This window comes from Roseibium limicola, from assembly GCF_017313085.1.
Lineage (GTDB): Bacteria > Pseudomonadota > Alphaproteobacteria > Rhizobiales > Stappiaceae > Roseibium > Roseibium limicola.
This window is the reverse complement of sequence record NZ_JAFLNF010000007.1, coordinates 85,859-107,126: the sequence shown is the minus strand read 5'-3', so window position 1 is coordinate 107,126 and position 21,268 is coordinate 85,859. Positions and strand designations below refer to the sequence as shown.

The 21,268-nt window shown below is 58.9% G+C and carries 22 protein-coding genes and 2 tRNA genes; 8 read left to right on the top strand and 16 right to left on the bottom strand.

Translation table 11 applies throughout. From position 1 onward, the window contains the following. Nucleotides 1-172: 172 nt before the first annotated feature. Nucleotides 173-316, top strand: coding sequence for a DUF3563 family protein (locus J0X15_RS15650; RefSeq protein ID WP_206942690.1), 144 nt, complete (start codon nucleotides 173-175; stop codon nucleotides 314-316). Nucleotides 317-423: 107 nt separating this feature from the next. On the opposite strand, the gene J0X15_RS15645 is transcribed toward J0X15_RS15650, so the two are convergent. The 5 genes from J0X15_RS15645 to J0X15_RS15625 all read right to left on the bottom strand — a co-directional run bounded on the left by J0X15_RS15645 (nucleotide 424) and on the right by J0X15_RS15625 (nucleotide 6,765). Further along, complete coding sequence (locus J0X15_RS15645; RefSeq protein ID WP_206942688.1) at nucleotides 424-807, bottom strand: thiol-disulfide oxidoreductase DCC family protein; 384 nt, start codon at nucleotides 805-807, stop codon at nucleotides 424-426. A 113-nt stretch (nucleotides 808-920) separates the two neighbouring features. Then, nucleotides 921-1,934 carry an ATP-grasp domain-containing protein gene (locus tag J0X15_RS15640; RefSeq protein ID WP_206942686.1) on the bottom strand — a complete coding sequence of 338 codons (1,014 nt, stop codon included), beginning with the start codon at nucleotides 1,932-1,934 and terminating at the stop codon, nucleotides 921-923. A gap of 27 nt (nucleotides 1,935-1,961) precedes the next feature. Further along, nucleotides 1,962-2,648, bottom strand: a complete 687-nt coding sequence (locus tag J0X15_RS15635; RefSeq protein WP_209015388.1) for an outer membrane lipoprotein carrier protein LolA — start codon at nucleotides 2,646-2,648, stop codon at nucleotides 1,962-1,964. A gap of 77 nt (nucleotides 2,649-2,725) precedes the next feature. Next, nucleotides 2,726-5,536, bottom strand: a complete 2,811-nt coding sequence (locus tag J0X15_RS15630; protein WP_206942684.1) for an FtsK/SpoIIIE family DNA translocase — start codon at nucleotides 5,534-5,536, stop codon at nucleotides 2,726-2,728. Then, a complete protein-coding gene (locus J0X15_RS15625; RefSeq protein WP_206942682.1) occupies nucleotides 5,533-6,765 on the bottom strand; it encodes an aminotransferase class I/II-fold pyridoxal phosphate-dependent enzyme in 1,233 nt (410 codons plus the stop codon). Before J0X15_RS15625 ends, J0X15_RS15630 begins: the two co-directional genes overlap by 4 nt. Nucleotides 6,766-6,977: 212 nt before the next feature. Between J0X15_RS15625 and J0X15_RS15620 the strand changes: the two genes are divergently transcribed. Beyond that, entirely contained in the window at nucleotides 6,978-7,634 is a 657-nt protein-coding gene (locus tag J0X15_RS15620; protein WP_206942680.1) for an SGNH/GDSL hydrolase family protein, read from the top strand. 9 nt (nucleotides 7,635-7,643) lie between these two features. Here the strand turns inward: J0X15_RS15620 and queF are convergent, their stop codons facing one another. From queF to queC, 4 genes are read right to left on the bottom strand one after another with little or no spacing between them, the layout of a single operon-like run. Then, complete coding sequence (gene queF / locus J0X15_RS15615) at nucleotides 7,644-8,111, bottom strand: preQ(1) synthase (protein ID WP_206942678.1); 468 nt, start codon at nucleotides 8,109-8,111, stop codon at nucleotides 7,644-7,646. Between the two features lie 56 nt (nucleotides 8,112-8,167). Then, nucleotides 8,168-8,932 (bottom strand): 7-carboxy-7-deazaguanine synthase QueE, encoded by a 765-nt coding sequence (gene queE / locus J0X15_RS15610; RefSeq protein WP_206942676.1) that lies wholly within the window; start codon nucleotides 8,930-8,932, stop codon nucleotides 8,168-8,170. After that, entirely contained in the window at nucleotides 8,929-9,312 is a 384-nt protein-coding gene (gene queD, locus J0X15_RS15605; protein ID WP_206942674.1) for a 6-carboxytetrahydropterin synthase QueD, read from the bottom strand. The genes queE and queD overlap by 4 nt, the downstream gene beginning before the upstream one ends. Next, complete coding sequence (gene queC / locus J0X15_RS15600; protein ID WP_206942672.1) at nucleotides 9,305-9,994, bottom strand: 7-cyano-7-deazaguanine synthase QueC; 690 nt, start codon at nucleotides 9,992-9,994, stop codon at nucleotides 9,305-9,307. The genes queD and queC overlap by 8 nt, the downstream gene beginning before the upstream one ends. A 304-nt stretch (nucleotides 9,995-10,298) precedes the next feature. On the opposite strand from queC, the gene J0X15_RS15595 reads away from it, so the two are divergent. Beyond that, nucleotides 10,299-11,936, top strand: coding sequence for an AMP-binding protein (locus J0X15_RS15595; protein WP_206942662.1), 1,638 nt, complete (start codon nucleotides 10,299-10,301; stop codon nucleotides 11,934-11,936). An 8-nt stretch (nucleotides 11,937-11,944) separates the two neighbouring features. Here the strand turns inward: J0X15_RS15595 and J0X15_RS15590 are convergent, their stop codons facing one another. The 5 genes from J0X15_RS15590 to J0X15_RS15570 form a co-directional block, all read right to left on the bottom strand. Next, nucleotides 11,945-13,087, bottom strand: coding sequence for a GNAT family N-acetyltransferase (locus tag J0X15_RS15590; RefSeq protein ID WP_206942660.1), 1,143 nt, complete (start codon nucleotides 13,085-13,087; stop codon nucleotides 11,945-11,947). After that, complete coding sequence (locus J0X15_RS15585) at nucleotides 13,087-14,517, bottom strand: lipopolysaccharide biosynthesis protein (RefSeq protein ID WP_209015387.1); 1,431 nt, start codon at nucleotides 14,515-14,517, stop codon at nucleotides 13,087-13,089. The genes J0X15_RS15590 and J0X15_RS15585 overlap by 1 nt, the downstream gene beginning before the upstream one ends. Before the next feature lie 615 nt (nucleotides 14,518-15,132). Next, complete coding sequence (locus J0X15_RS15580) at nucleotides 15,133-15,477, bottom strand: YchJ family protein (RefSeq protein ID WP_209015386.1); 345 nt, start codon at nucleotides 15,475-15,477, stop codon at nucleotides 15,133-15,135. Between the two features lie 266 nt (nucleotides 15,478-15,743). Beyond that, nucleotides 15,744-15,818: transfer RNA gene (locus tag J0X15_RS15575), tRNA-Gly, on the bottom strand. A 145-nt stretch (nucleotides 15,819-15,963) separates the two neighbouring features. Beyond that, nucleotides 15,964-16,038, bottom strand: a tRNA-Gly gene (locus tag J0X15_RS15570). Nucleotides 16,039-16,298: 260 nt separating this feature from the next. Here J0X15_RS15570 and J0X15_RS15565 point away from each other — a divergent pair. From J0X15_RS15565 to J0X15_RS15550, 4 genes are all read left to right on the top strand, one after another. Continuing rightward, nucleotides 16,299-16,820: a prolyl-tRNA synthetase associated domain-containing protein gene (locus tag J0X15_RS15565; protein ID WP_206942655.1), complete on the top strand. Its 522-nt coding sequence runs from the start codon at nucleotides 16,299-16,301 to the stop codon at nucleotides 16,818-16,820. 83 nt (nucleotides 16,821-16,903) lie between these two features. Then, on the top strand, nucleotides 16,904-17,869 hold the full coding sequence (gene trxA / locus J0X15_RS15560) for a thioredoxin (protein ID WP_206942654.1): 966 nt from the start codon (nucleotides 16,904-16,906) through the stop codon (nucleotides 17,867-17,869). Between the two features lie 78 nt (nucleotides 17,870-17,947). Next, a complete protein-coding gene (locus J0X15_RS15555) occupies nucleotides 17,948-18,628 on the top strand; it encodes an LON peptidase substrate-binding domain-containing protein (protein WP_206942651.1) in 681 nt (226 codons plus the stop codon). Between the two features lie 29 nt (nucleotides 18,629-18,657). After that, nucleotides 18,658-18,855 carry a Trm112 family protein gene (locus tag J0X15_RS15550; RefSeq protein WP_206942649.1) on the top strand — a complete coding sequence of 66 codons (198 nt, stop codon included), beginning with the start codon at nucleotides 18,658-18,660 and terminating at the stop codon, nucleotides 18,853-18,855. A 77-nt stretch (nucleotides 18,856-18,932) separates the two neighbouring features. Here the strand turns inward: J0X15_RS15550 and J0X15_RS15545 are convergent, their stop codons facing one another. Continuing rightward, a complete protein-coding gene (locus J0X15_RS15545) occupies nucleotides 18,933-19,223 on the bottom strand; it encodes a YggT family protein (protein ID WP_206942647.1) in 291 nt (96 codons plus the stop codon). Between the two features lie 253 nt (nucleotides 19,224-19,476). On the opposite strand from J0X15_RS15545, the gene J0X15_RS15540 reads away from it, so the two are divergent. Continuing rightward, nucleotides 19,477-20,295 (top strand): MipA/OmpV family protein, encoded by an 819-nt coding sequence (locus tag J0X15_RS15540; RefSeq protein WP_206942645.1) that lies wholly within the window; start codon nucleotides 19,477-19,479, stop codon nucleotides 20,293-20,295. A 90-nt stretch (nucleotides 20,296-20,385) separates the two neighbouring features. Here J0X15_RS15540 and J0X15_RS15535 read toward each other — a convergent pair whose 3' ends face one another. Next, nucleotides 20,386-21,219, bottom strand: a complete 834-nt coding sequence (locus J0X15_RS15535; protein WP_206942643.1) for a pentapeptide repeat-containing protein — start codon at nucleotides 21,217-21,219, stop codon at nucleotides 20,386-20,388. Nucleotides 21,220-21,268: the final 49 nt, after the last annotated feature.

The following is a 21,268-nucleotide window of genomic DNA, read 5'->3' as shown; positions in this document are numbered from 1 at the left end:
TTCAAATGGTTGTCCAATTTTTGGAACTTTGACTGCTCAAATTCAGGTCAAAATCTTAACAAGCTATGCGTTAGGCGCATGTCTGATGTTGCAACTGCACAATTGTTCTATGTGCGTCGCAGCATTATTGTTTGTTTCAGAGAGAATGCTCAAGACCAGAGGAAATGAGACAATGTTCAAGCAATTGCAGAAACTGCGCCGCGCCTTTCACGTTCCAAGCCAGCAGGAACGTGCCAACAACTACCTGAACCAGGCGACTGACCGGATCGACCTTGAATACCGCATGCGTCAGGTTGACCGTGGTGTATTCCTTTAAGTGGTTCTGACGACCGGGGCTTTCATGATAGAAGCCCCTTGCAGCGAAAGCTGGCTTAATAGAAAGGCGTTCCGGGTTTGACCGGGACGCCTTCTGTCGTTTGCGGGCTAGGTGTGGTCTGAAGGCAGGTTTTGGAGCGAAAGTCGGCAATGCGGATATGCTCGAAAGCGCAGATGCGCAAACAGGTGATACAGCGCCTGGGCGATCTGATACGCGATGGGCAGCCGCAGCAGGCGCGCCAGGGCTTTCCAGCCGGGAAACTGGTCCCACAGGGCAATGAAAGCGTCCACGCCGCTGTGCACGGTGCCTGTGTCATCGCGCACACGCATGAACAGGAGGGCTTCGGACTGGCTCAGACCTGTTCCTCCAAGGGCCGCGGGAGTGTGGGCGATATCGTGCCAGACAATGTTCTGGGTGTTCTGGCGTTTTTGGAAATGGGCGATCTCGCGGCTACATAGACCGCATTTTCCGTCGTAAAAGACCGTAAGCATGTCGCTCCTCTTGCATTCGCCTTGATAGATGGCGGTGTGAGGGCGCAGGTCAAGCGGAGCCGATGCTGCGTCGGTTTTCTGATCGCGGGAAGCCAACCGTTCTGGTTCAAGGTTCAGTCCTCGAGCAGATCTCGTTTGATGGCGAGAAAGACTTCCTGATAGATTTCTTCGGCCAACGCAGCTGATGTCCCGCCCTGTCGGTGCAACTCGGCCAACCCCGGTGCGCTGTTGATTTCCAGAATATGGAATGGCGCATCGACGTGTTCGGGAACCTGAGCGATGAGATCGACGGCATAGTAACGCAGGCCGAATGTCCGCCCGGCACTCAGGCAGGCTTCTTTCAAGGAAATGGAGAGCTTGTCCGGGTGAAGCAGTGTCGCGGTTCCCCCGGCAGACAGATTGGTCAGCGGAAGAAGCGTTACGTCTTCCCCGGCCTCAGGACATTCGGTGAGGGCACGCCCCGTCGACATCAGATGGCGCTCGATGCGCGCTAGATCTGCATCTGTCCGCTTCTTCTGCTGCACCAGGGTGCGTAAATCAGTAACGCCGTCTCCTGTCAATGTGGCAGGCTGGCGCAGAAGTGCGCAAAGGATCCGTCCATCAAGGCAGACGAGACGCAGATCCGCGCCGGTCACCGCCTGCTGAAGGAGCAGCGTTTCATGGGTTTCGGAAAGCCGGGCGAGGGCCAATGACAAGGCGCTGCTGTTGTCGACCCGTTCCACATCCTTGCCGCCGCTGCCGGTGTTGGGCTTCAGATAGAGCGGAAAGCCGGTTTTCGTGGCAAAGGCTTCGGCCATATCCGGACCCTGATAAGCCCCGGCGAGATACTCCGGACGGGCGCGATACAGACGGTCCCGGTAGGCAGCAGCGAGTAGCAAGGTATCGTCAGGGGTGGGAAGTCCGTTACGACGCAGGAACTCGGCGGTATAAGCCTTGTCTTTCACCAGCTCGCTGGCGCCCATCGGGTTGAGATCGAAGCGGGTGCCGATGAAGCAGCTGCGACGCCCGTTTGGGGCCTCGATGTACCCGGCATGACCGAGGCCAGCGTCAAGCTGGAGCGCCAGGCCGTGGTCATGGCAGAAGCCGGACAGAAGGCGCGCCACCAGGGGCAATGAGGAACCTGACATGGCGCTCCAGTCGGCTGCTGGGCCGGATCAGTTCGGGCCTTTGCGAGAATTTTCGCGGTAGTCGATCTTGAACCAGTCGGGATCCGTCGCGCCATTCCGGTTGACGTTATAGATGGCGACGGTCGTGTCGTAGCCTTGGGTGTCGGTGACGGTCCATTGCTTCAACTCGTGGGAGGTTGCGTCGAAGATCAGGGTCAGAATGCCGGAATTGAAAGCGGTCTCGTCCGAGATTGTGACGGTAATCAGATCGGGTTCGACGCTGATGCCGGTGACTTTGGTATCGCGGCGCAGGTCCAGATCGTCGGCCAGCAGGAAGCGAAGCGGCGTCTGGCTCAGGGGCCAGATGTCCTGTGTGGCGAGCTTGCGGTCGCGTACGGACACCGATTTTCCGTCGGCGATGATGTCGAGCCGGGCCGGGGCCGCATAGTGGAAGCGCACCTTGCCCGGGCGGGCCATGAAGAACTTTCCCTCGGCCTGGCTGCCGTCCGGTCCGAACTGGATGAAGTCCCCATCCATGGTTTTGATCGAACTGAAGTACTTGTTCACACTGGCCAGAGATTCCGCTTCGTCCATGGTCATTGGCACGGTTTCGGCATGCGCCTGGGTCGAGCCCCCCGGCAGAAGTGTCATGGATACACCAAGAGATAGACCTAGGGTCATCCCAAGCGTCAGGCCGGTCGTGGCCAGTGCGGACATCAGTTTCTTCATCACCATCGGTGCGTCTGCTCCTGTTGGACCTTCAACGAATACATCACGTAGGCATCTCTTGTGGCAAACCTGTGATGCGGTCTTCAGATTTCGTCGTCATTGCCGTTCTGCACAAGGATTTCGCGTTTGCCAGCGTGGTTGGCGGCGCTGATCAGGCCTTCCTGCTCCATCCGTTCGATGAGTGAGGCGGCTCGGTTGTAGCCGATGGACAGACGGCGCTGGACGTAGGATGTCGAGGCTTTCTTGTCCCTCAGAACAATGGCAACGGCTCGGTCATAAAGATCGTTCCCTTCATCGCCGCTGCCGCCTGCACCGCCGGCGTCATAGGGACTGTCGGGGGCCTCATCTTCTTCCGTAACGGATTCCAGATATTGAGGTGTGCCCTGGACCTTCAGATGGGAGACGATTTCTTCGACCTCTTCGTCGGCGACGAACGGTCCGTGGACACGCTGGATACGGCCGCCACCGGCCATGAACAACATGTCACCCATGCCCAGAAGCTGCTCGGCACCCATCTCGCCAAGGATTGTCCGGCTGTCGATTTTCGATGTTACCTGGAAGGAAATACGGGTCGGGAAGTTGGCCTTGATCGTTCCGGTGATCACGTCCACCGAAGGACGCTGGGTTGCCATGATCAAGTGAATGCCGGCGGCACGCGCCATCTGGGCCAGACGCTGGATGGCGCCTTCGATGTCCTTGCCGGCGACCATCATCAGATCTGCCATCTCGTCGACCACGACGACGATATAGGGCATCTTTTCCAACGGCATTTCTTCTTCTTCGTAGATCGGCTGACCGGTCTCGCGATCGAAACCTGTCTGTACGGTTCGGGAGAAGCTCTCGCCTTTTTCCAACGCCTGCTTGATGCGGGTGTTGTAGCCGTCGATATTTCGGACGCCCATCTTGGACATCTTCTTGTAGCGCTCTTCCATCTCGCGGACGGTCCATTTGAGCGCTACCACGGCCTTCTTCGGATCGGTGACGACCGGGGTCAGAAGATGGGGAATGCCGTCATAAATGGAGAGCTCGAGCATTTTCGGATCGATCATGATCATTTTGCATTCGTCCGGCGTAAGCCGGTAGAGCAGCGACAGGATCATGGTGTTGATCGCCACCGACTTACCCGAACCGGTGGTCCCGGCGACAAGCAGGTGTGGCATGCGGGCCAGATCGGCGACAACGCTTTCGCCGTTGATGGTCTTGCCCAGACCCAGTGCCAGCTTGGACTTGGATTTTTCAAAGTCCTGTGAGGCCAACAACTCGCGCAGGTAAACCGTTTCGCGGCGTGCGTTCGGCAGTTCGATACCGATGGCGTTCTTGCCGGGAATAACGGCCACACGGGCAGAGATGGCGCTCATGGAACGGGCGATATCATCTGCGAGGCCGATCACACGGGAGGATTTGATCCCCGGCGCGGGCTCCAGCTCATACAGGGTCACGACCGGACCGGGACGCACTTCGATGATTTCGCCGCGCACGCCAAAGTCTTCCAGGACGCCTTCGAGAATGCGGGCGTTCTGTTCCAGGGCGTCGGCCGACAGGCCCGGCAGCTTGCCGGCGACTTTAGGTTCAGACAGCAGACGCAGCGGCGGCAACTCGTAGTCATCTCCGGCTCCAAGCAGGGAAGGCTGGCTTTCCTCCTGGGCGCGCTTGCTTTCCTTGGCGCGCGGGGCCGGCGGAATGACGCGACCTGCGGGCGTGGCCTGCCTGCCGATATGGGCAGCGGGGCCGGCACTTGGCGCGGCAATGCCAACAGGCTGGCGGGCCAGACGGGTCTCACCCTTGGAACTCATCAGCTCTTCAGGAGCGAAGCTTTCGCCATCATCCTCATAGGGGTCTTCATCCACCTCGAAGGGAGGCTCCTCGTCGCCGTATGACACCTCATCGGCGTATTCCGCCTGGTCATCTTCCTCATGAGCAACCGGCTGACGCTCGCCCTTGTCGTAGAAGTCGGACAGGCCGTCGTCATCCTCGGGCATCAGGCGGCGGGCCAGGGTGCGGCGGAAGGACTTCAGCGCTGAATGATGCTTGTCATCTTCTGGCTCATAGGCTTCGTCATCTTCTTCCCAAACTTCCTCGTCTGCCCGCTTGCCGCCAAGGCAGGTGGCCCGGCGCAGCAGGGACAGGCCCATCAGGGTGCAATGGCCGGCAAGGCCGAGCGTCGAGCTGACCATAAGACCGAGGCGGCTTTCACTCTCGTCATCGCCGTAGTCATCGTCCTCATCCGCTGCATGTCCATGTCCGGCGGGCATCGGCCGGGTCTGGGCATTAAGAGATTCGACGGCTTCCATGTCTCTGGCTTTGCTCAGGATCCCGGTTGCGGCCACCAGGCAGACGATGGCGGGAAGGCCAAGACCCAACGCGCCCAGGAACATTGCTGCCCCTTCGGTCAGATTGCCGGTGATCATGGCAGGAACGGCATGAACCGCATCGCCGATAAATCCGCCAAGGCCTGTCGGCAGAGGCCAGCTTTCCGGTATGGGAAGGGCGGCGAGGGCTCCGGCTGCAAGCATTGAGCCTACAAGCCAGAACATCAGCCGCTTGCGCTGGATGCGCAGAGCCTGCCCGGACAGAAGGCGCCAGCCCCACAGTACCACCGGGACCAGAAAGACGGATGTTGCCAGTCCGATGGACTGCATCAGAACGTCGGCGATGGCCGCGCCTGGCCAGCCAAGTGCGTTGCGCGCCGGCTCCGCCGTGGCGTGGTTGAAGCTTGGGTCGGATACCGACCATGTTGCCAGACTGGCGGCGAGTGCTGCGGCGATCGCAATCACCCCCAGACCGCCAAGACCCACCAGATTGCGCCGCAAGAAGCGCTTCAGGGGACTTTGGGTGTCGAGGAGATCGACCGAGTTGCGGCGGTTGCTGTTGTGCACGACAGATGCCCGTCTCATGCGGATTCTCCCAACCAGGTGGCCAAACGATCGAGGGCCGTTTCCGTTGTTTCTTTGGGGGCGCACAGGCCAACGCGGATATAGGCCGCGCCGGGATTGCCGCCGTCAGATTGTGATGATGCCAGATAGGCACCAGGCAGAACCTTCACGCCGGTCTCGGTGAACAGCGCTTTCGCAACCTCTTCCGAGGTGCCCCAGCGGCTGATGTCGAGCCAGAGGAAGAAGCCTGCTGGCGGCGTGACCGATCCGAGAACCGGAGAAAGCAGACGCTCTGCGATCGCGTATTTCTCATTATAGAGGCGGCGGTTTTCTTCGACATGGGTCTCGTCTGAATAAGCGCGCGCGGCGACAGCCTGATGCGGAACCGGCACCTGTGGGGCGGCCAGCCCGCGAAAGCGTGTCCAGGCGCTCAGGAAAGCCGGGTCACCCGCCGCGAAACCGCATCGCAAACCAGCCAGGTTTGATCGCTTGGAAAGTGAGTTCAGTACCACGACCTTGTCGAAGGCAGTTGTCTTGTCGCCTCCCAGCGCCTTGGCAGCTTCAAGGATGCCGGGCGGAGGTGTGTCGCGGTAGATCTCGGAGTAACATTCGTCGGCGAAGATCATGAAGTTGTGCTTGCGGGCCAGGTTGATCAGCGCTTGCCAATAGTCGAGGGACGCGATCGAGCCTTCCGGATTGGAGGGCGAGGCCACATAGAAGGCGACCGTGCGCGTCAGAAGATCTGGGTCGAGCGCCTCAAGCCGTGGCAGAAAATTGCCGTCTTCCCGAGCGTCGAGCAGCACCGGCTCGGCATCAGCGATGTGCGCTGCTGCAGCATAGGTCTGGTAAAACGGATTGGGCAGGATCACGACCGGCTTCAGCTCGTGCGGCTTGAGCTGGTCACGGGCGGCGATGGCGCCAAATGACAGGCCTTCGCGTGAGCCATTCAGTGGCAGTACGCCCTTGTCCACATCGATCAGTCCATCAAGTCCATAGCGCTTTTCAAGCCAGGCGGCGACGCTGGCGCGAAACTCGGGCGTCCCGTTGATCGGCGGATAGCGACGGAAGTCGGCGAGATTGGCGACGAGCACATCTTGCAGAAAGTCCGGAAGCGCATGCTGCGGTTCGCCGATCGTCATGGCAATCGCATCTTGTGCGGGGCTGATCCCGTCGAGCAATTGCGCCAGACGCTGAAAGGGATTTGAGCTCGGCAAAGCGCTGCCGCGTGTGAAGTCAGGTTGGCCAGTCATGGGTGTCCCGGGGACTCAATACAAAAGTTTGGACATGTTCTGTCCGCAGACTAGCGTGGCCTTGGTAAAGCGGCTGTTAACCAGAAGAGCATCGTGTTCATTTCATCGGGTGAATGCTGGGGTTGCTCCGGGCAAAAAACGGGTTTTGCCTTGGCCTCGTGTTGGGAAGGATTTATGACTTTTAAAAACGTGTCAGCCGAATGAGGACCAGAATGAGCCTGCCACATGCGCCACTCTCCGTCGTTTGTTTCGGTGATAGTCTGACCTGGGGGTTCAATCCGATCGACCGCAGTCGTTATGACCATGGTGTGCGATGGACGCGATTGATGCAGGAAGAGCTCGGGCCAGAGTTCTATGTGGTTGAAGAAGGCCTTAATAGCCGAACCACGGTCTTCGAAGATCCAGTGATGGGGGACAAGAACGGTCTTGCTCATCTGGCGACAGTTCTGGAAAGTCACAAGCCGATCGATATTCTGGTGATCATGCTCGGCACCAACAATCTGAAGCGCCGCTTCAACATGAGTGCGGTGGAAATTGCCTTGTCGATGGAGCGGTTGATCGCTCTGGCGCTTGCCTCGGGTTCCGGCCCTCGAGGTGCGGCGCCGAAGATCCTGTTGATGTCGCCACCGCCAGCCAATGATTTCTCCGGTACTGCCTTTGAAGAACAGTTTCTGGGCGAGGTGACGCAAGAAATCTCGCGGCGGCTGGCACCGCTTTATGCAAGCATGGCCGAGACTTACAGCATTGGCTTTTTTGAAACCGGCTCTGTGGTGAAGACCAGCGCCGTTGACGCCATTCATCTGGACCCGGACACCCAGCCGGTCCTCGCCAGGGTCATTGCCGGCAAGGTACGAGAACTGGCTGGCTAAATGAGTGGCTTAGCCGCGTCCGCGGTAGTTGGCCACACCTTGGTCGGGGATCCAGACATCGGCTGGTTGCGGGCCGGTCTGCCAGAAGACATCAATCGGAATGCCGCCGCGCGGATACCAGTAACCGCCGATGCGCAGCCAGGTTGGTTCCAGAAGATCGGCGATGCGTTTGCCAATGGAAACGGTACAATCCTCATGAAATGCCCCGTGATTGCGGAAGGCGCCGAGGAATAGTTTCAGCGACTTGCTTTCCACCAGCCATTGGTTGGGCACATAGTCGATCATCAGGTGTGCGAAATCCGGTGCGCCGGTGATCGGGCAGAGCGAAGTGAATTCCGGCGCAGTGAAACGCACCAGATAACCGGTGCCGGCCTGTGGATTGGGAACGCGCTCCAGAACGGCGTCTTCCGGCGTCTGGGGAAGCTCGGTGCTGGCGCCCAGCTGAGTCAGGTTTTCATAAATGCTTTTGTCACTCATGGGTGTCTCCAAGGTGTGCCGGGGGCATTGAGAGGTGCTGGGGCATTGCGCAGGGCTTAAACGCCGCGCAAGTTGCCCCATAAAAGGGTGTGCAGTTGAGGCAGGACAGTCGCGGAATGCCAGCCGTCCCTGACGGTTCGGTCCACCAGCCAGCGCATGCGCTCGAGGATGCCTTGCATATCTATCTCCGCCGCGGCTTTGCCAGTCTCGCTGGCGGGTGGGGGCGTGTGATTGCCGGGCTGCAGATACACCGGCAGGTCCATGAAAAGGCGACCTGCCATCTGAGCGTATTGATAGTCTGCCTCGTCGAAGACGACGATTTTCAGGATGATGAGCGGGCTTTGCCCCGGACCGGATCGTGCCGCTTCAACGCACTCCTTGAGAGTGTTCCAGTCTGTTTCCATGCCACTGGACGGCGGTTTCGGGCTCAAGGTCAGGACGTTGAGCTTGGAAAACCAATCCTTGGCGATGGACCCTTGGGTCTCCAGGCAAAACTGATAGCCTGCGGCGTTCCCGAGCTCGATAAGCGACTGCATTGGCTGGATGGCAGGGTTGCCGCCTGACAGAGAGACTGTGAGGGGAATTCCGCCGGACAGGTGTTGAACCTCCTGCAGGATCTGCTCAGGTGTCATCTGGGTCCAGTCGGCGCGGTGCATGCTGTCGACGGCATACAGCGTGTCGCACCAGGAGCAGCGGTAGTCGCAGCCACCGGTGCGCACGAAAACGGTCGGCCTGCCGATCAGGGCGCCTTCACCCTGGATGGTCGGACCGAAGATTTCGCTGATGCGGATCAGCTCCTGATGCTGGGTATCGTGGCTCATGTCGCGTTTCCGATCACCGCAGGCGCCGGGCGATACTCGGCGCAGGTCTTCGGCGTTTCCTTGACTCGTACAGCGCCAACCTCCGGCCAGCGGGCCTTGCACCACTCATAGAAATGCCGGGCCAGACGCTCGGCGGTGACACCGTCGTCACCAAGAATATCGTTGAGGTGGCGATGGTCGAGCTGATCATCGACATAGGATTTGAAAGCGCTCAGGTCGCGATAGTCCCGAACGAAGCCGGTGGGGTCGAGATCCTTTGCCTGAAGCTCGACCTCAACGACGTAATTGTGGCCATGCAGCCGCGCACAGGGATGATCTTCTGCCAGTCCGAACAACTGATGAGAGGCGGAGAAGTGGAATTCTTTCCAGATCCTATACATCGCAAGCTGCCTTCCAGAACTCTGCGTCTTCATAGGACGTCGGATCGGTCACGTTGGCAAGGTGGAAGGCTTCCCGGCGTTCGACGCAGGTTCCGCAGCGTCCGCAATGATTGTTGCCACCCTTGTAGCAGGACCAGGTGGTGCGGGCGTCGACGCCAAGCCGGCCCGCTTCCGTTGCAATATCCGCCTTTGAGTCGTGTACGAACGGCGTGTAGAAGCGAATGTCGCCCATGCCGTCAAGCGCGTGTTGCTGCATCGTCTGGAAAGCGTCGACAAAACCGGGACGGCAATCGGGATAGATGAAGTGATCGCCACCGTGGACGGCCGCTGCAACGGCCTCTGCCCCACGGGAGGAGGCAATTCCGAAGGCGATGCTGAGCATAATCGCGTTGCGGTTGGGCACAACGGTGACCTTCATGCTTTCTTCGGCATAGTGGCCGTCGGGCACGTCAATGTCGTCTGTCAGGGCGGAGCCTGACAGCAGGCGCCCGACATTGGAAATGTCGATGAGCGTGTGTTCGGTGTCGAGGGCATCGGCACAGGCCTTGGCATAAGCCAGCTCCTTCTTGTGCCGTTGGCCATAGTCGAAGGAGACGAGGCCTATCAGTTGATGCGCGCGCGCGACCTTGTGCGCAAGCGTGACGGAATCCAGTCCGCCGGAGCAGATGACAAGTGTTTTCATGTTTGACCCTTGTTTTCGCGTGAGCCGCAGAGGTGATCCCCTTCGACTGCCACCGGGTAGGCTGCGACCGGTGTCTTGCCTGTTGAAGCAAGTGCGGGCCTTCTAGACAGTCATCCATGAAAAGAAAAGGGGGTAATTGGATAGCGCCTTGCCAGGGTAAAGACTGGTGAGCGTGGGGGCAGGCGCATGGCAGTTCGCGTTGGCTGCACATGGAGCAAAGGTTCTTGACGTTTGATCGCATTGCGCTGCAGCAATCGAGGGTCTAGTCTCCGGGCCTTCAAGATCATCGGTGCGACATTCACGAATGCTACAGCCAGCCGCGAGCCACGAAGTCCTGACCTCAACGTTTCAGTGGCAGATCCCTACGACCTATAACATCGCCACAAGCGTTTCCGACCAATGGGCCGACCGCACCCCGGATGCCTTGGCGATCCGTCATGTTCATCTGGACGGTAATGTGAGCGACTGGTCGCATCTGCGTTTGAACCGGGCGGCGAACCGGTTGGCGAATGGCCTGATTGCAAAGGGCGTGGAGCCGGGCGACCGGGTGGCGTTGCTTTTGCCCCAGTCGCCGCAGACCGCCATTGCCCATCTGGCGGTCTACAAGATCGGGGCTATCGCCGTCCCGCTTGCTGCGCTTTTTGGACTGGAAGCCCTGCGCTACCGGCTGACGGATTCCGGCGCGAAGGCACTGGTCTGTGATGTGGCGGGCTTTGGAAAACTCCAGGATATCGGGTTTGAAAACACCGATCTGATGCAAGTGATCGTAGCGGGAGATGTGCGCGAGGGATCGGGGGTGTCCAGTCTCGACCGGCTGTGCGACCAGGCTTCGGATCAGTTTGAAACCCGCATGAGCAGGCCAGATGATCCGGCTTTGATGATTTACACCTCAGGTACCACCGGCAATCCGAAGGGCGTACTGCACGGTCATCGGGTGCTGCTTGGGCATTTGCCCGGCATCCAGATGTCGCAGGATTTCATGCCGCAGAGCGGGGACCTGCTGTGGACACCGTCCGACTGGGCCTGGGCTGGCGGGCTTCTCAATGCGTTGTTTCCCGCCTTGCACTGCGGTGTTCCGGTGCTTTCCAGCGATGCGCAGAAGTTCGATCCGGAATGGGCGTTTCGATTTTTGGCACAGCATGGGGTTCGCAATGCCTTCATTCCGCCAACCGCTTTGAAGATGATGCGCTCCGTGCCAGACCCCGTCCGACATTTCGGCCTGTCGTGGCGCAGCGTCGGCTCGGCAGGTGAGATGCTGGGGCGCGAGACCTACGATTGGTTTTCCGAGGAATTCGGCTTTTCGGTCAATGAGTTCTACGGACAGACAGAGTGTAATGCGGTGTTGGGCTCGTGCCGCGCGGCCGGGATAAGTCGGGCTGGGGCCATCGGTCGGGCAGTTCCCGGTCATGAGGTCGCTATCATCGATGCTGACGGAGGACGGCTTGGACCGGGAGAGCAGGGCCAGATTGCTGTGAAACGCCCGGATCCGGTGATGTTTCTGGAGTATTGGGGCCGCCCGGACGCAACGGCGGAGAAGTTCGTAGGCGGCTGGATGACCACAGGTGATCAGGGCGTGATGGACGAAGACGGCTATGTCTTTTTTGTCGGGCGGGATGATGATGTGATTACCTCGGCTGGCTACCGCATCGGACCTGGCGAGATCGAGGATTGCCTGTTGACTCATCCGGCGGTGGCCTTGGCTGCTGTTATCGGTAAGCCGGACAAATTACGGACCGAAATCGTCAAGGCCTATCTGGTAGCTTCGCCGGGATTGGTTGCAAATGATACCTTGCGCGAGGACATCAAGGCTTTCGTGCGAACGCGGCTTTCTGCTCATGAATATCCGCGAGAGATCGAGTTCGTCGACAGCCTGCCTTTGACCACCAGCGGCAAGGTGATCCGGCGTGAGTTGAGGGCGCGGGCGGAGCAGGACTTGGACTGAGCTGCTGGTCAGGCGCCGCGACGCAGCAGTCGTTTGGCCGTGCTGCGCAAATTTCGGTTGAGCGTCTGGTCTATCCGCAGGAGTTTGCCGAAGCTTCGGTCCAGCGGTGAACTGGCAAGCTGGGCATGGGCGTAAGCCATGCGCCCACGCCAGAGCGGATCGATCATGCTATGGCCGGGAACGGCCAGACTGTCGGCGCTGGTCAGCAAAGGGTTGGCCAGATTGCGCTCAAACGAAAACAGCGCAAGATGAGCCCCCGGTGAGAACCGGGCGAAGGCCTCGTCGTATGCGATCTTCCATGAAAATGCTGCATTGCGTTCGATCAGCAACACCAGCATGGCAAGCGGCTTTGCGTCGAGGCTGATGCTGTCGATGCGGATGCCGCCGGTACGGGTGCGATTTTCCACCATGGTACGGGCAAAGCGGGCGGTTTCAGCCGAGCTGAGAAGAGCGCTGCCCTGATGACCCTTCCAACCGGAAGCCTCCAGTTGCAGGTAGGCTTCAAAATGCGGCAGGACGTCTTCGCCCTGATAACTGTCGAATTTGACGCTCCCCAAGTCGCCGAGGCGCCGCAGCAATCGGTTGAACTCCTTGCGGCGCTTGCCGCGAAAGGCTGCGGAGAACTGAGCTTCGCCTTCTTCGCCACTGGCGTGACATGCCCGCTCCTGATGCAGGCTGGTGTACAAAGTCCAGCCGGGAGCCTGCCGGAGCAGCTGACAGGCGCGGCTTTCCAACGGTAGATAAGGCAGGGTCAGGTGGGAGAAGGAGCCTGCTCCTTGGCGGATGGCCTGCAGAAAGGTCGCCGCCGTATCAGCCGTTGCCACGGGCGAGGTCAGTGGCGTGCCGCAAGGGCCGTATTCGGTCGCAAGGCCAGTCAGGCTCTTGAGCGCCAGCCCCAGCTTGCGGGGCGCAGCTGGTGCGGCCATCAGCCAGCGATCTTCCGCATCGGTTGCGATGAAAAGCCGTGTGCCTGCCGGTGCCATGTCCGGCAAAAGTGCTTGAACGAAGCTCGGCGAGAAGAACGGGTTCGGGTCGACGGCTTCGTCGGCGAGAGCTTGCCAGGCGTCCCTTTGCGCAGGCGTCAAGGCAGCCGGGTCGAGCACCAGAGGCGTGTTCGTTTCCGTTGCGTTGAGAGGCTGCGCGAGTGTCATCAGGCCGCCGCCCCTTTCTTTTGCAGCATCAGCGCGAAAACAAAGGTGCTCACGCCGAGACGACGGCGGGCAACGGTCGACAGGCAGATGGCTTCAAACACGATGGAGAGTGCGGTGGCGAGTGCGGCCCCGACGAGCCCTAGGCGCGGGATCAGGATGAGATTGCAGACGACGTTGACAACGAATGTGCCCGCATAGATCCAGGCACAGCTTTTCTGATGCCCGCTCATCGTCAGCAGGGCGTCGACTGGCCCGACAGAAGCTCGGGCGAGAACGCCGATGATCAGAACGGCAAGCACCGGATAGCCGGAGGCGAAATCTGAGCCGAACAGACGCAGCAGCAGCGGTGCGACAAGCAACAGACCGAGCGCCACGGCGAGAGACGGCCAGAAAGTCCAGTGACTGGTTTGGCGGACATAGGCAGCGAGCTTGGCAGTGTCGTTGCCATGAACATAAGCGGCATAGCGGTGGGCCGAGGCGGACCGCACGGCAAAATAGACGAAATGCACCAGAGCCAGTGTCTTGGAAGCGGCAAAGTAGATGCCGACATCGTGAGGGTCATGCCAGAAGCTGACCATGATCACATCGGCGCTGGTGATTAGCTGCAGAATGCCTTCCACCATCAGCATGGGGAAGGAGACGGCCATCCAGAGCTTGAAGTGACTGCGGTGCGGAACCTGACCGAGGCGCGGCTTCAAACGCTTGCGGATGGCATAAAGCTGGTACAGCGCGACGAGCCAGGTGGCTGCGACCGCTGCAGTGGCGACATGCAGGGCTGTGGGAGAAAATCCGGCCAGGAGGAGCATTCCGGCAAACAGCAGAATAAGCAGGGGGCGCCAGATGTAGGTCGGGAGCATGGCCAGTCCGGACCAGTCGTAGCTGCGGGCCACGCCGTCCAGAGTGTTGCCGAGGGAGAAAAACGGCAGTGCCACCATGATCAACATCAGGGGGGCGACATAATAGGGTTCGATCCAGGGCTGGGCGATCCAGATGACCGCAATGCCGATGGCCGTGATCAACGCGCCGATGCCGAGTGCCGTCCATTGCGACATCCTGAGGAAGCCCCGCAAGCCGGCCATGTCGCCTGCCTTGTCGTACTCTGGGATGAAGCGGTTGGCGGAGCTGGAAAACCCGGCCGAGGCAATGATCCCGAGCACGATGATCCAGGTCCAGGCAAGGGAATAGATACCGTAGTCGTGGGCGCCCATCCAGCGTGCCAGAAGGATCTGCGAGAGATAAGCCAATGCGGCACCGCCAACGCGCACCCCGAATGTCAGGAGCGCCATGCGTGGTGCGCCACCGTCCGGGTCGTCATCGCTGGCCTTGCCCAACTTGGCGCGGGCCGTCGCAATGAGCTCGCGGAGCGGTGCATTTTCTCCGGCATGAAGGCTCCGGAAATTCTGGGTCCAGGTGAAGGCGGTGAGACGCACGAATGAGATCCTGATCGAGATACCCGGTATTAATGACATGTCCGACCTTAAAAAACTGTCGATTTTTTAAAAGTCGAGCATCGCTCCGACGGAAGATTTCTGTTGTAGGAATAGTCCCTTAGTGGCGCTTCATCGCTGACGTCTCATGAGGCCTCGGCGTCGAAAGTCGAAATGCCGCTTGACTCTTGAGTGAAACTTAGGAATCTATGAGAACAAATAAAGAACATGCTTTATTTTCTGCCGTTTTTCTCACATAAGGGATGGGCAGAATACATCAGGGGCTTATGCGGAAAGCAGGCGGTCCTGGTGTGTTTTTTTGGCCTGAGACGAGGGATCAAGATCGCGTTCAAACGGCCGGGGCCCGGAAGTTTCGGGCAAGAAAAGGAAGCTTTTCACAAGGAGTTGATCTGCCCGTTTGACGCCAGCCGGTCAGATCTCGATGCGCTGCGCCACTGAATGATGGCCCGGGGAGGATGCCTCCCTTCCCATGGCTTGTGGTGGCGCTGCCTGCCCCGGCCCCTGCATCCGCCAATCCCATGCAGGGGCCGGCTTTTTGCCGGAGGCGCGATTGCATTCAAGGGCTAAGCGGGGGGCATTGGGGGCCGCGGGGAGGGGTTACTCCTCCAAGGCTTCAACATAAAACCAGCGTCCGGCTTTCTTGCGGAAACGGCTTTTCTCCCGGTGCGTCTGCAACATCCCACCAGAGAGGTATTTGGCTTCAAACAGCACGGTCCCTTCCCGGTCGGCGGTGTCGCCTTTTTCCTTTGCCAGGACGCGCAACCCGGTCCAGTGGCTCTCTGCAGCCCATCTGGCTGTTGCGGCAAAGCCAAAACCGGGCTGGTGCTTCGGCCATAGCGTCCCCTTCAGATAGTCAATGTTCTCGGTAACATAGGCAGAATAGCGCGAGCGCATGAGCGCTTCGGCGGTTGGTGGAACGCTGTCACCGTTCAGGTATGGCAAGCAACAGGAGTCATAAGCCTGTCCGGAGCCACAAACGCAGACGGGGGAAGGCGAGGACGTCATCGTGTAGAAACCACTGGCAAAAAAAGCTGGAGCAGTCTTCTAGGGGCAGCTGTGGCAATCATCAAGGCGCGGGCTGGAAAATGTCGGCCTGAGCAGGAGGACGCTGAACAGCAGAAAGCCTGATCTGTAGAATTAAAGGGGCGAAAAACCAAAAAAGCCGACGATCCGGAGATCATCGGCTTTCATCGCCTTGCGGCGAAATTTGGAGCGGGCGAAGGGATTCGAACCCTCGACCCCAACCTTGGCAAGGTTGTGCTCTACCCCTGAGCTACGCCCGCGTTTCGCGATTTCGCTTTCTGCCCTTGCAGGACAGATGAGCGCCAGTGGGTGCCGGCAGCTCTCCGAAATCACAAAAAAGCCGACGATTAAATCATCGGCATGTATCGTCAAAATTTGACGAAAGAATTGCCTTACGGCGGAAATTGGAGCGGGCGAAGGGATTCGAACCCTCGACCCCAACCTTGGCAAGGTTGTGCTCTACCCCTGAGCTACGCCCGCATTTTGCTGAACCACGAAGGACCCGAAAGCTCTCTGTGTCAGCGAGGTGCGCAGTATATGGACCATGCAGAAGAGGATTGCAACAGGCTTTTTTGGCAAACAAGATTTACCCTCTTCTTGTGGATATTCGGGAGCGACATGATCCAGAAACGTAAGCGTTTCTGTGATGTTTTCATCTGCAAGTGCGCTTGGCGAGAGGTGGAAAACACGCTACGAGCTGCCGTATAATGTGTCGCTTTGAACAAGTGGGAGAAAGCGGGATGCCTGCAACACGCAGCGAGTTGATGAACTTCCTCGAAAATCTCGGGATCCCGGTCCAGACGACCGAACATGAGCCGGTCTTTACCGTGGCCGAGAGCGGCGACTTGCACCAGCGCATAGCGGGCGGGCATACGAAGAACCTCTTTCTGAAGGACAAGAAGGGGCGGCTGTTTCTGGTGGTGGCCCTGCATGATGCGACGATTGACCTGAAAACCATTCATCAGGTGATTGGCGCTCAGGGGCGCGTGTCTTTCGGCAAGGCGGACCTTTTGATGGAGGTTCTTGGTGTGGCGCCTGGTTCTGTCACACCACTCGCGCTGATCAACGACAGGCAGGAACAGCGTATCACGCCGATTTTCGACGCTCAGATGATGGCCCACGAAACGCTGAATTATCATCCGCTTTTGAACAATGCGACGACCTCCATAGCTCGCGATGATCTGGTGAGTTTTGCAAAAGCGTGTGGTCATACACCGCAAATTCTCGCTGTCAGCGCGGAAGCGCAGGAAAGCAATTTGTAATTCGGCGTGGCGAACGCCATGTTAGGGCCAAACAGGGTCGCTGTAGCGGCTGGCCAGATATTCCAAGTTTCGAGGCAACAAATATGAGCAACGGCGACTTTTCCATGGGCGACTCCATCGGAGCCGGGTTCGGCGGTAGCATGGGCGGCGGCAATGCCGGCGGCGGAAATGATGCAGGCGATGGTCTGGTCTTTGACGTCACGACCCAGACTTTTATGCAGGACGTGATGGAAGCCTCGCGCGGCCAGACGATTCTCGTCGACTTTTGGGCACCCTGGTGCGAGCCCTGCAAGCAGCTGACCCCGATTATTGAAGCTGCGGTGAAAGCGGCTGGCGGTACGGTGAAGCTGGCCAAGATGAACATTGACGAAAACCCGGAAGTGCCAGGTCAGATGGGCATTCAGTCCATTCCGGCAGTGGTTGCTTTCAAGGACGGCCAACCGGTCGACGGGTTCATGGGGGTGCAGCCGGAAAGCCAGATCAAGGCTTTCATCGAAAAGGTCGGCGGCCCGGTGCCTGTCAGCCAGATAGATCAGCTGCTGGAGCAGGGTGAAGCGCTGGTCGTGGCGCAGGACTTCGGTCAGGCGTCAGAGTTCTTCGGTGCGGCGATGCAGATCGAGCAGGACAACCCTCGTGCGCTCGTCGGCTACGCCCAGTGCTTCCTCGGGGCAAAGGATGTGGTCAAGGCGCGTGAAGTGCTGGATATGGTTCCCGAGGATCAACGGGATGGCGAACATTATCTGGCGGCGAGTGCGGCGTTGAAGCTGGCGGAGCAAGCCGAAGCCTTGGGCGATCTCGGTGAATTCGAAGAGCGGATTGCGGCTAACCCGAATGATCTGCAGGCTCGTCTGGATCTGGCACTTGGGCTGGCGGCTGCCGGTGACAAGCAGACAGCCGTCGATCAGCTGATCGAGATTGTCCGCCGCGACCGCGCGTGGAACGAAGATGGTGGCCGCAAGCAGCTGCTGGAATTCTTCGAGGCCTGGGGCTTCAAGGATCCCGCTAGTGCTTATGGACGCCGCAAACTGTCATCAGTCCTGTTTTCTTGACGGCAGCGCGCTGCGCGACAAATACACTCCCAATGGATCTCGGGGCTGAGGTCCATGTGAACCAGAGATTGGAGAACCATGCAGGCGGGAAATGCCATTTACGAGATGATCGCGGATTTGCCGCCGGTCTTGCCCGTGTTTCCGCTTGCCGGTGCCTTGCTTCTGCCGCGCACGCAGTTGCCGCTGAATATCTTTGAGCCGCGTTACATTGACATGGTGGATGCGGCCTTGGCGGGCAACCGGCTGATCGGGATGATTCAGCCGCAAAGCGAGCGGAATATGCTGGAAACGGATACGCCCGTCTTGGCGCCAGTGGGATGTGCCGGCCGGGTGACGAGTTTTCAGGAAACCGGCGATGGTCGCTATCTCGTGACCTTGCAAGGGGTAACGCGATTTGCTGTGGCGCGGGAATTGGACACCATAACGGCGTTTCGCCAGGTGGAGTGTGATTTTTCCGCGTTTTCTCATGACCTCACGTCGGGTCTGGGTGAGGAAGATGTGGACCGGGATGGGTTGTTGCGAACACTGCGCAGCTATCTCGATGCCAACAGCCTGGAGGCTGATTGGCAAAGCGTGACGGAAGCGGAAACCGAGGTTCTCGTCAACGCGCTTTGCATGATGTGTCCTTATGGGGCGCCGGAAAAGCAGGCTCTTCTGGAAGCCAGAGACTTGCGCACCCGGGCGGAAACGCTCATTGCCATTACGGAAATGGATCTTGCCCGCAGTGACAACGGTGATGGTGGCACCACCTTGCAATAGTTGCGCGGATGACTGTGAAGGACGAGACGATGGAAGAGGCAGTGGCCAACACCCGCCAGATTGATCGGAAGCTGCTGGAGCTTTTGGTTTGCCCGGTGACCAAGACCACTCTGGAGTATGATGCGAAAAATCAGGATTTGATCTCCCGTGCCGCCAAGCTGGTCTATCCGATCCGCAACGGCATTCCGATCATGCTGCCGGAAGAAGCCCGGCCCCTGGAAGATTGAGATCAGGCTTTGTCAGGAAGAACGAAAAAGGACGGCGCGAGCCGTCCTTTTTAATGTGGTGGGCGTGGCGCCGGCGCTTAAAAGACGTTCGGGTAGATGTAGCGCACGATAATGTTCTGAAGCAGGAATATTCCGAGGATCAGCACAATCGGCGAGAGATCGACACCGCCGAGGCTCGGAAGGCGCCGGCGGATCGGTCGCAGTACCGGTTCTGTTAGATTGTAAAGGGTTTGGCCAATCGTGGCGATGACCTGATTGCTGGAATTCACGATGTTGAACGCGTAGAGCCATGAGAAAATGGCGCTGGCGATGATGACATAGGTGTAGAGCTGAAGAATCAGCAGAACGATATCGAGAATTGCTCGCATGAGACCCTATCCGATGGTGAAGCTGTTCATTTGTTGCTTCATGTAGCTTTCAGGGGGCTCTGACGCAAGAATTCCGACGACGATTGCGAAAAATCTATCGAATTCGTGGCTTTTCCGTCCGCAGCAATGACGGTATTGCGCAAATGCAACATCTGCGAAAAACTCTTTTACGGAGAGGAAGATGCAAGGCGAGTGTGGTAGGTTCTGCGCAATTGAAGTGTAACCTGATCTCGAAAACCGGGAAATTAGTACAATGGGTCTGACAACACGACTGGCGGCTATGCCGCTTTGCGCGGTTCTGGCATCGGCGCTGGTGGCAAGCGTTGCAGTCCCGGCACTGGCGCAGGAAACCGCAATCACGGCAGAGCGGAAGCAGTATGAGCTAGAGCTCGGAATCGGAGCTGCCTTCTCGCCGAAATACGAAGCGGCGGACAGCTATACGGTCAAGCCCTTCCCGATCCTGGCAATCGGCCGGTTTTATCTTCCGGTCTTCGGTCAGGTGGTCGACGGGGAGAAGAAGACTGGTGTCTTTCTGTTTCCATCCTTCGGCTTTCAGGGCGAGCGCAAAGCGTCTGACGACTCGGATCTGACTGGCACGAAGACAGTCGACTGGGCCTTGGAGCTTGGTGTTGGCGCCGGGTTCCAGACAGATCATTTCCGCGCTTTCGCACAGGTACGTCAGGGGATCAACGGCCACACGGGCCAGGTTGGAGAGCTTGGCTTTGACGGGATTTTCTATCCGGTCGATCGTGTCGAAGTCAGTGTCGGACCGCGCGCCAGCCTCGGCAGCGACGAGTATATGGACACGTATTTCGGCGTGACGTCGGCTGAGGCCGCCGCAAGTGGTGGGCAGCTGACAGCCTATAACCCGTCTGGTGGGTTCAAGTCTGTCGGGCTTTCGTCGCGTGTCAGCTATGACTGGAGCGATACGACCCGGCTGCATCTTCAGGCAGGTTATGACCGGTTGATTGGCGATGCGGCGGACAGCCCGATCGTTGACGCTGGATCGAAGGACCAGTTTAACGTCGGTATCGGGGTCAGCTACAAGTTTTCATTCGACCTGTTCCGCTAAGGCGCTTCACGCCGTCAGTTCGTTAAACCTCATGATCGGCGACCACAGCTCAGGCTGCGGTCGCCGAAATGCTTTCTGGCCGGGTGCTGCCTACTCGCAGGTGGCCAGCTTGATACGGTCATCGATGATTGTCTTGTCGTCGCCGCAGGAGCCGATAACGCGTTTCGGGTCAAGCCCTTTGGCACCGCTCAGATCTGCTCCACCCAGATGAACGTGGCGCAGCAGGGCGCCTGAAAAATCCACATTGCGCAGGTTGGCACCGGTCAGATTGGCGCTCGACAGAAGGACTTGAGACAGGTCGGCCCCTTCGAAGTTGGCGCCGACTGCTGAGATGCGGTCCAGATCCGAATTGCGCAGACGGGCATTCTCGAAGATGGCGCCATCTGCCTTGGCGCGCTCAAGATCGATGGCATCCATCTTGGCTCTGGTGAAATCAGCTCCGTTCAGGTCGCTGCGAATGAACGAGGCATCTCGCATGTCGGCCTTGGCAAACTTGCTGTTGGTCAGAACGGTTTCGTTGAAATCGGTGTTGCGCAGGTCCGCGCCGGAAAAGTCGCTGTCGGTCGCATGGGTCTTTTCCAGGTCGGCGCCGCGCATGGAGGCGTTGACGAAATTGCTGCCGTCGAGCTGGCTGCGTTCAAGTTCGGCGCGGCGCAGGTCAGCTTCACCGAAGTTGCTTTTTAGCAGGATGATTTCCTTCATATCGGCCTCGCGCAGAATGGCCTCGCTGAAGTCGGCGCCCGTGAGTTCCAGCCCGCGTAATTGCTGTAGTCGCAAATCGCAGGATGGGCAGCCGTTGCTTTCAACGATGCGAGGAAGAAGCGCGTAGCCGTCGGCGAATGCGGGAAGGCTCAGGCCCTGGGCAAAGGCGAGAGACAGGCAGGCCAAAGAAAACTGAAACCGCTTACGCGTGCTGCACGTCATTCCAACGACCTCCTGAAAGGGCTTTAAAGTCCCGTTGCTCCTATACGAA